At 71.0% G+C, this 8,710-nt stretch carries 8 protein-coding genes; 1 reads left to right on the forward strand and 7 read right to left on the reverse strand.

What is annotated here, in order from left to right:
* The 3 genes from KBX53_RS13140 to lysS all read right to left on the reverse strand — a co-directional run.
* Window positions 1–1,238 (reverse strand): Clp protease N-terminal domain-containing protein (locus KBX53_RS13140; protein WP_210859457.1); only part of this gene is annotated, 1,238 nt, incomplete at its 3' end.
* A 583-nt stretch (window positions 1,239–1,821) separates the two neighbouring features.
* Window positions 1,822–2,166: an Lsr2 family protein gene (locus KBX53_RS13145; protein ID WP_081883668.1), complete on the reverse strand. Its 345-nt coding sequence runs from the start codon at window positions 2,164–2,166 to the stop codon at window positions 1,822–1,824.
* 113 nt (window positions 2,167–2,279) lie between these two features.
* Complete coding sequence (gene lysS, locus KBX53_RS13150) at window positions 2,280–3,788, reverse strand: lysine--tRNA ligase (protein ID WP_030327934.1); 1,509 nt, start codon at window positions 3,786–3,788, stop codon at window positions 2,280–2,282.
* A gap of 89 nt (window positions 3,789–3,877) precedes the next feature.
* On the opposite strand from lysS, the gene KBX53_RS13155 reads away from it, so the two are divergent.
* Window positions 3,878–4,618: a class I SAM-dependent methyltransferase gene (locus KBX53_RS13155; protein ID WP_210859459.1), complete on the forward strand. Its 741-nt coding sequence runs from the start codon at window positions 3,878–3,880 to the stop codon at window positions 4,616–4,618.
* A 36-nt stretch (window positions 4,619–4,654) separates the two neighbouring features.
* Here KBX53_RS13155 and KBX53_RS13160 read toward each other — a convergent pair whose 3' ends face one another.
* The 4 genes from KBX53_RS13160 to KBX53_RS13175 form a co-directional block, all read right to left on the reverse strand.
* Window positions 4,655–5,413 carry a type III pantothenate kinase gene (locus KBX53_RS13160; RefSeq protein WP_030327937.1) on the reverse strand — a complete coding sequence of 253 codons (759 nt, stop codon included), beginning with the start codon at window positions 5,411–5,413 and terminating at the stop codon, window positions 4,655–4,657.
* 17 nt (window positions 5,414–5,430) lie between these two features.
* Window positions 5,431–6,333 (reverse strand): carboxylating nicotinate-nucleotide diphosphorylase, encoded by a 903-nt coding sequence (gene nadC / locus KBX53_RS13165; RefSeq protein WP_247675554.1) that lies wholly within the window; start codon window positions 6,331–6,333, stop codon window positions 5,431–5,433.
* A gap of 11 nt (window positions 6,334–6,344) precedes the next feature.
* Window positions 6,345–8,042 (reverse strand): L-aspartate oxidase, encoded by a 1,698-nt coding sequence (locus KBX53_RS13170; RefSeq protein ID WP_210859461.1) that lies wholly within the window; start codon window positions 8,040–8,042, stop codon window positions 6,345–6,347.
* A 108-nt stretch (window positions 8,043–8,150) separates the two neighbouring features.
* Window positions 8,151–8,710: septum formation family protein (locus KBX53_RS13175; RefSeq protein ID WP_210859463.1), on the reverse strand; the 560-nt coding region annotated here is incomplete at its 5' end.

The raw sequence follows: 8,710 nt of genomic DNA on the forward strand, positions 1-8,710 counted from the left end.
GTCATCCGGCGGATCCGCATCCGGGCACCGGCCTCGTCGATCAGGTCGATCGCCTTGTCCGGCAGGAAGCGGTCGGAGATGTACCGGTCGGCCAGCGTCGCGGCGGCCACGAGCGCCGCGTCGGTGATGCTCACCCGGTGGTGGGCCTCGTACCGGTCGCGCAGACCCTTGAGGATCTCGATGGTGTGGGCCAGCGACGGCTCACCCACCTGGATCGGCTGGAACCGGCGCTCGAGCGCGGCGTCCTTCTCCAGGTGCTTGCGGTACTCGTCGAGGGTGGTGGCACCGATGGTCTGCAGCTCGCCACGGGCCAGCATCGGCTTGAGGATGCTGGCGGCGTCGATGGCGCCCTCGGCGGCACCCGCACCCACCAGGGTGTGGATCTCGTCGATGAACAGGATGATGTCGCCGCGGGTGCGGATCTCCTTGAGCACCTTCTTGAGGCGCTCCTCGAAGTCACCGCGGTAGCGGGAACCCGCGACCAGCGCACCCAGGTCGAGCGTGTAGAGCTGCTTGTCCTTGAGGGTCTCGGGCACCTCGCCCTTGATGATCTTCTGGGACAGCCCCTCCACCACGGCGGTCTTACCGACGCCGGGCTCACCGATCAGGACCGGGTTGTTCTTGGTACGGCGGGAGAGCACCTGCATGACCCGCTCGATTTCCTTCTCGCGCCCGATGACCGGGTCGAGCTTGCCCTCGCGGGCGGCCTGGGTCAGGTTGCGGCCGAACTGGTCCAGCACCAGGCTGGTCGACGGCGCGGCCTCACCCGGCGCGGCGCCCGCCGCGGCAGGCTCCTTGCCCTGGTAGCCGGAGAGCAGCTGGATCACCTGCTGGCGGACCCGGTTGAGGTCGGCGCCGAGCTTGACCAGCACCTGGGCGGCGACGCCCTCGCCCTCACGGATCAGCCCGAGCAGGATGTGCTCAGTGCCGATGTAGTTGTGGCCGAGCTGCAGCGCCTCGCGCAGCGACAGCTCCAGCACCTTCTTCGCCCGCGGCGTGAACGGGATGTGCCCGCTCGGCGCCTGCTGGCCCTGGCCGATGATCTCCTCGACCTGCTGGCGGACGCCCTCCAGGGAGATGCCGAGGCTCTCCAGGGCCTTAGCCGCGACGCCTTCACCTTCGTGGATCAGGCCCAGCAGGATGTGTTCCGTACCGATGTAGTTGTGGTTGAGCATCCGGGCCTCTTCTTGGGCCAGGACGACAACCCGTCGCGCTCGGTCGGTGAACCGCTCGAACATGCCCTCGTGCTCCTCACGTGCCGTGCGCCTTGATGGTCAAGATCTTGGCGGGGCCGGTGCACGAACGTCCAGGACGGGCGTCCGTGCCTCCTTACTCTATCGTCGCTGACCGACTCAGCTGAGGTCGTGTGTCTCCGGTCTGGGTCAGTTCCACGTCGTTTTGAACAACCGTCCGCGCTCAGGAGGTGTTCCGGTAGCCCTGTCGCTACGCGCAGAGCGAAATCCGACTGGCGCCACCGAAGCCCGATCCGGGGTCCGGAAGCGCTCCCGGAGGCTCCGGGCGGCCGGACCGGCGGTCGCGACAAGCGTCGCGCCGGACCCTGGGGAGGTTGTCCACAGGTTGTGGACAGCTGGTCCACTGGTTGTGGACAACGACGGTCGGCTCGAATTGCTTCCCGGCCCGGACCGGACCCGACGACGCCGCCCCCGAGCGGCCACCGCGACCCCAGCGGCGAAACGGTCACTCACCCCGAACGGGCACACGACGCGACATCCCGGATACGGCGACGCCGGCCCGGAGAACTCCTCCGGCCCGGCGTCGGTGTCGCCTGCGGTGGCGGCTGGCCACCACGCTGCTGACGGGTCAGCGCTTCGCGTGGAACTCGTCCACGATCTCCTGGGGGATACGACCCCGGTCCGAGATGTCCTTGCCGGCCTTCTTGGCCCACTCCCGGATCGCCTTGTTCTGTTCCCGATCGGCGGTCGCGCCACCGCGACCGCGGGCAGCCCGCCCACCGATCACGACACCACCACGGCCGACCTTGGTGCCGGCGCCAACGTACGCGGCAAATGCATCACGCAATTTCGCGGCGTTGGCGCTCGACAGGTCGATCTCGTACTGAACGCCGTCGAGGGCGAACTTGACGGTCTCGTCCGCGTCCCCGCCGTCCAGGTCATCGACCAGCTTGTGAATGATCTGCTTGGCCACGTCCCACATTCCTTTCGAGCAGGGCGCTCCTGCTAACTAGAGCACAATAACCCCCGCGCCGCTCGTCGCGTCAATAGGACCCCGTTACGGCCCGCCGTGAGCTCCGGCCGGGACTACTCCTGGCGGACCAAGGGGAAGAGGATCGTTTCCCGAATTCCGAGGCCGGTCAGCGCCATCAACAGCCGGTCGATTCCCATTCCCATACCGCCGGCCGGCGGCATTCCATACTCCATCGCCCGAAGAAAGTCCTCATCGAGACGCATCGCCTCGTCGTCGCCACGGGCGGCCAACTGCGCCTGGGCGACCAGCCGTTCCCGCTGCACGATCGGGTCGACCAGCTCGGAGTACCCGGTGCCCAGCTCGAAGCCGAGCACGTAGAGGTCCCACTTCTCGGCCAACCCCGGCTCGCTGCGGTGGCCCCGGGTGAGCGGGCTGGTCTCCTCCGGGTAGTCCCGGACGAAGGTGGGCGCCTCCAGGCCGGGAACGACCAGCTCCTCGAACAACTCCTCGGCCAGCTTGCCCGGGCCCCACTTCGGGTCCACCGCCAATCCGACCTTGTCCGCGTACTCCACCAGGCGTGAGCGTTCGGTGCGGACCGTGACCTCCTCGCCCAGCGCTTCGGAAAGCACACCGAACAACGTCACGGACCGCCACTCGCCGCCGAGGTCGAACTCGCGCCCGTCGGCGTGGGTCACCACAGTCGAACCGCTCACCGCGATCGCCGCCTGTTGCACGAGATTACGGGTCAACTCGCCGATCGTGTCGTAGTCGCCGTACGCCTGGTACGTCTCCAGCATCGCGAACTCCGGCGAGTGCGAAGAGTCGACACCCTCATTACGGAAGTTGCGGTTGATCTCGAAGACGCGGTCGACGCCGCCGACCACAGCGCGCTTGAGAAACAGTTCGGGAGCGATTCGCAGATACAGATCGGTGTTCAACGCATTGCTGTGGGTCACGAACGGTCGAGCCGTCGCGCCGCCATGCAGCAGTTGCAACATCGGCGTTTCCACCTCGATGAAGCCCTGCCCGTGCAGTGAATCGCGCAGACTGCGTACGGCGGCGGCCCGGGTACGCACCATCTCCCGTGCCTGCGGCCGGACAATCAGGTCGACGTAACGCTGCCGGACGCGCGCCTCCTCGGACAGCGGCTTGTGGGCCACCGGCAACGGTCGCAGCGCCTTCGCCGTCATCTCCCAGTGCTGGGCCAACACCGACAGCTCACCCCGACGGCTGGTGATCACCTCACCGGTGACGCCGACGTGGTCGCCGAGGTCGACCAGGCGCTTCCACGCCTCCAGCCGCTCCGGCCCGACCCGGTCCAGCGAGAGCATCGCCTGCAACTCGGTGCCGTCGCCGTCCCGCAGGGTCGCGAAGCAGAGCTTGCCGGTGTTGCGTACGAAGATCACCCGGCCGGTGACAGCGACCTGGTCGCCGGTCGCGGTGTCGGTCGGCAGGTCGGCGTAGGCCGCCCGGACCTGCGCCAGGGTGGTGGTGCGGGGGAAGCCGACCGGGTAGGGCTCGACACCCTCGGCGAGCATCCGGTCCCGCTTCTCCCGGCGGACCTTCATCTGCTCGGGAAGGTCGTCGGCGGGGTCCACTGGCACGGGGTTCTGCTCGCTCACGGCACGCTTCCTCGTCACGATGACTACGGGGGGTCAGGCCCGAGCGTACTCAAGCGCTCAGGTGGCTGTTACCGGATAACCTGCCCGTCATGGCGGATCACACTCACGCCCTGTCCTTCGGCGTCGCGGCGAGTGACTATGACCGCTTTCGGCCACGTTATCCCGAAGCTGCGGTCCGCTGGGCCCTCGGCGGGCTGCGGGCGGGCCAGGTGGTGGATCTCGCGGCCGGCACCGGCATCCTGACCCGCGCCGTGCTGGCCCTGGGCCACCAGGTCGTACCGGTCGAGCCCGATCCGGGGATGCGGGCGCAACTCGCCGTCAGCACCCCGGGCACGACGGCGCTGGCGGGCACCGCCGAGGCCCTGCCGCTACCCGACTCGGCCGCGGACGCGGTGCTGGTGGGCACGGCGTACCACTGGTTCGACCGGGAGCCCGCGCACGCCGAGATCGCCCGGGTGCTCCGTGGCGGTGGCACCTTCGCCCCCCTGTGGAACATCCGGGACGACAGGGTCGACTGGGTGGCCGAGCTGGGTCGTATCGCCCACTTCGGCGACAACTCAGCCAGCCTGGCGGGCAACGACCACCCCGACTTCGGCTCCGCCTTCGACCCCATCGAGCGGCGCGAGTTCCGGCACCACAGCACGCTCACGCCGGACGAGCTGCGCGGCGTGGTCCGCACCCGTTCGTACTGGCTCACCGCCACCACGGACGATCAACGGCGGGTCGAGCGGGAACTGACCGAACTCCTGAACACCCACCCCGCCCTCGCTGGCCGGGACACCATCGAGCTGCCGTACCGGACGCTGGTGCTGCGCGCCCGACGCCGCTGAGGTCCACCCGACGGCCGCCCCCGACGGCGGCCGGGGTCACCGGTTGCGCTCGTAGACCATCCGCAGGCCGATCAGCGTGATCATCGGCTCGTGGTGGGTGATGGTGCGGCACTCGTTGATCACCAGGGAGGCGAGGCCGCCGGTGGCGATCACCGCCCGCACCTCGCCCAACTCCTCGGTCATCCGCTCGACGATCCGGTCCACCTGCCCGGCGAAGCCGAAGTACAGGCCGGCCTGAAGGCACTCCACGGTGTTCTTACCGATCACCGAGCGGGGCTTGGTGGCCTCCACCTTGCGCAACTGCGCCGCCCGAGCGGCCAGCGCGTCGAAGGAGATCTCGATACCCGGGGCGAACGCGCCGCCCAGGAACTCACCGCGCTCGCTGATCACGTCGAAGTTGGTGGTGGTGCCGAAGTCCACAACGATCGACGGGCCGCCGTAGAGGGTGTACGCCGCCAGGGTGTTCACCACCCGGTCGGCGCCCACCTCCTTCGGGTTGTCGATCGCCAACTGCACGCCGGTCCGCACACCGGGCTCCACGATCACGCTCGGCAGGTCGGCGTAGTAACGGCCGAGCATCGTCCGCAGCGACCGCAACGCGGCCGGCACGGTGGAGCAGGCGGCCACGCCGGTGATCTCGACGTTGTCCCCGGCGAGCAGACCCCGGAACTTCAGGCCCAGCTCGTCCGCCGTCGAGCGGGCATCGGTCTTGATCCGCCAGGAGTGCACCAGCTTGTCGCCGTCGAAGGTCGCCAGCACGGTGTTGGTGTTTCCGATGTCGATGCAGAGCAGCACGCACGCAGCCTAGACAACTAGTCGGTACGCAGGTCCATCGCGATGTCCAGGATCGGCGACGAGTGCGTCAACGCGCCCACCGAGAGGAAGTCCACGCCGGTGGCCGCGTACCGGCCGGCCACCTCCAGGGTCAGCCCGCCGGTCGCCTCCAGCTCCGCCCGGTCACCCACCGCGGCCACCGCCTCGGCCAGCGCCTCCGGCGTCATGTTGTCGCAGAGCAGGAAGTTCGCCCCGGCCTCCACCGCCTCCACCGCCTCGTCGACGCTGGTCACCTCGACCTGCACCGGCACCTCCGGGAACGCCTCCCGGACCCGCCGGTAGGCCGCCGTGATGCCCCCGGCCGCCAGCTTGTGGTTGTCCTTGATCATGGCGACGTCGTAGAGGCCCATCCGCTTGTTGGTGCCACCGCCCGCCCGCACCGCGTACTTCTCCAGAGCCCGCAGGCCCGGCGTCGTCTTGCGGGTGTCCAGCACCATCGCCTTCGTACCGGCCAGCGCGTCCGCCCAGGCCCGGGTGTGGGTGGCCACCCCGGACATCCGGCAGAGCAGGTTGAGCGCCGTCCGCTCGGCCGTCAGCAGCAACCGGGTCGGGCCGGTCACCGTCGCCAGCACGTCACCGCGGGCCACCCGCTCACCGTCGCGGGCCAGCACCGACACCTCGACGGTACGACCGAAGCCCGTCACCTCACCCACCAGCTCGAACACGGCGGCGGCCACCGCCATCCCGGCCAACACCCCGTCCGCGCGGGCCACCAGGTCGGCCGTGTCGGTCTGCTCCGCCGGGACGGTGGCCACGCTGGTGACGTCCAGGAAGTCCGGGCCCAGATCCTCGACCAGCGCGCCCTCGATCACCTGCCGCACCTGTGCCGGCTCCAGTCCGGCCGCCTGCAACGCCACCGCCGTCGGCCCCGTCAACGCCATCTCCGTCGCGCTCACCGTGAACTCCCCTCCCACTGTTGCGTCACCCGGCCCTGCGCCCCGACCGCCCCGACGAGATGGCCCAGCCACCGTTCGTCGGCCGTCGGAAAGTCCTCCCGCCAGTGGCAGCCCCGAGTCTCACCACGGGCGTACGCGGCGGCGACCAGCGTCGACGCCACGGTCAGCAGGTTCGTCGCCTCCCAGTCGGCGGTGCGCGGGCGACCCCGGGCAACACCCAGCTCGGTCAACGTCCCGGCCGTCTCGGCCAGCGTCGCCGCGGATCGGAGCACCCCGGCCCCCCGGGTCATCGCCCGCTGCAGGGTCGGCGTCACCTCCGCCGGCAGCACCCAGCCCGTGCCGCCACGCCAGGCGCCGACGTCCGCCGGCTGGGCCTGCTCGGGCAGGCCGGCCGCGATGTCCTCGGCGATCCGCCGGGAGAAGACCAGCCCTTCCAGCAGCGAGTTGCTGGCCAGCCGGTTCGCGCCGTGCACGCCAGTGCAGGCCACCTCGCCGCAGGCGTACAGGCCGGGGATGGAGGTACGGCCGCGCAGGTCGGTCCGGACCCCGCCGGAGGCGTAGTGGGCGGCCGGCGCCACCGGGATCAGGTCGGTCGCCGGGTCCACGCCGATCGCCAGGCAGGACGCCACGATGGTGGGGAACCGACCGGCCAGGAAGTCGCCGCCCAGGTGCCGCGCGTCGAGGAAGACGTGGTCCGCGCCGGTGGCCACCAACACCCGGTGGATGCCCTTGGCCACCACGTCCCGGGGGGCCAACTCGGCCAACTCGTGCTGGCCCACCATGAACCGCTTGCCGTCCGCGTCCACCAGGTACGCGCCCTCGCCGCGCAACGCCTCGGAGACCAGCGGCTGCTGCGCGTGCCCGGCCCCGGGCACCCCCGCGCCGGCCGGGGTGATCAGGGCGGTCGGGTGGAACTGGACGAACTCCACGTCGGTCACCGCCGCGCCGGCCCGCAGCGCCAGCGCCACCCCGTCCCCCGTGGAGACCGCCGGGTTGGTGGTGGCCGAGAAGACCTGCCCCATTCCGCCGGTGGCGAGCACCACCGCGCGGGCCAGCAGTGCGCCGACGCCGTCCTCGCTGCCCTCACCCAGCACGTGCAGGGTGATCCCGCACGCCGGGCCGAGCCCGTCCGGGCCGTCGCCGGGCGCGCGCAGCAGGTCCAGCACGAGGGCGTGCTCGACCAGCCGGATCCACGGGTCGCGCTGCACGGCGGCGTGCAGGGCACGCTGCACCTCCGCGCCGGTGGCGTCTCCGCCGGCGTGCACGATCCGGTCCGCCCGGTGCCCGCCCTCGCGGGTCAACATCAACGAGCCGTCCGGGTGTCTGTCGAACTCGGCGCCGATCCGCATCAGCTCACGCAGCCGGGGCGGGCCCTCCTCGACCAGCACCCGGACCGCCGCCGGGTCGCACAGCCCGACCCCGGCGACCTCGGTGTCCCGGGCATGCGCCGCCGGGGAGTCGGCCGGGTCGAGCACGGCGGCGATGCCGCCCTGCGCCCAGCGGGTCGAGCCATCGTCGATGTTGACCTTGGTGACCACCGTGACGTGCAGACCCGCCTCGCGCAGGTGCAGCGCCGCGGTCAACCCGGCCACGCCGGAACCCACCACGATCACGTCGGTGGTCTCCACCCAGCCGGGCGCTGGCGCGGCCAGCAGCGTGGGCAGGGCGGGCAGGTCGACGGTCGGGAAACGCATTCCCCCAGTCAACCCGAACCGTCCTCGCCCGGGGCGGCGGGGGCGGGACGAGTGGTTTGGGCGACGCCGTCCGGCGCCCGCCGCGCCGCGTCGACCGTCAGGCCAGTGTCACTTCGTCCGCACCGGCAGACCCGCCGGGCCGGCGCCCTTCAGGGAGGCGGTCACCGTACGGTCGCTGAGCCACAGATAGCAGCGGACCCCCCGATCACCGACCTTCCACCGCCCCGCCCCCGGCGGCCGGACCACCACCCCGCTGCGGAAACGCAGCGTGGCGTCGTCCGGTACGCCCGCGTACCGGGCGAGGACGCTGCGACAACCCGTGTAGAGCGGCAGCCAATCGGCGTCCCGGGTCGGGTACGGCCGATCCGGTGCCCGCCACACCCCGACGAACTCCGCGTCGTGCTGTGCGCCGCACTCCACCGGGATCAACGTCTGCACCCCCCGGCCGGCGCCCGCGCGGCTCTGCTGGCAACCCAGGCGCAGCGCGGTGGGCCCTTTCAAGGCGTCCCGCAGACTGCCCGACCGGACCACCACGGTGGCCGCCGCCTCGACGGTGGTCAGCTCGGTGACGTCACAGCGGAACCACCGGGACCCCGCCGCCCAACCCGGCCCGTTGGGCAGCGCCACTGACAGCCGCAGCCGGCCCGACCGCCAGTCGTCACCCAGGT

This window comes from Micromonospora sp. M51 (assembly GCF_018070305.1).
Classification (GTDB): Bacteria; Actinomycetota; Actinomycetes; order Mycobacteriales; family Micromonosporaceae; genus Micromonospora; species Micromonospora parva.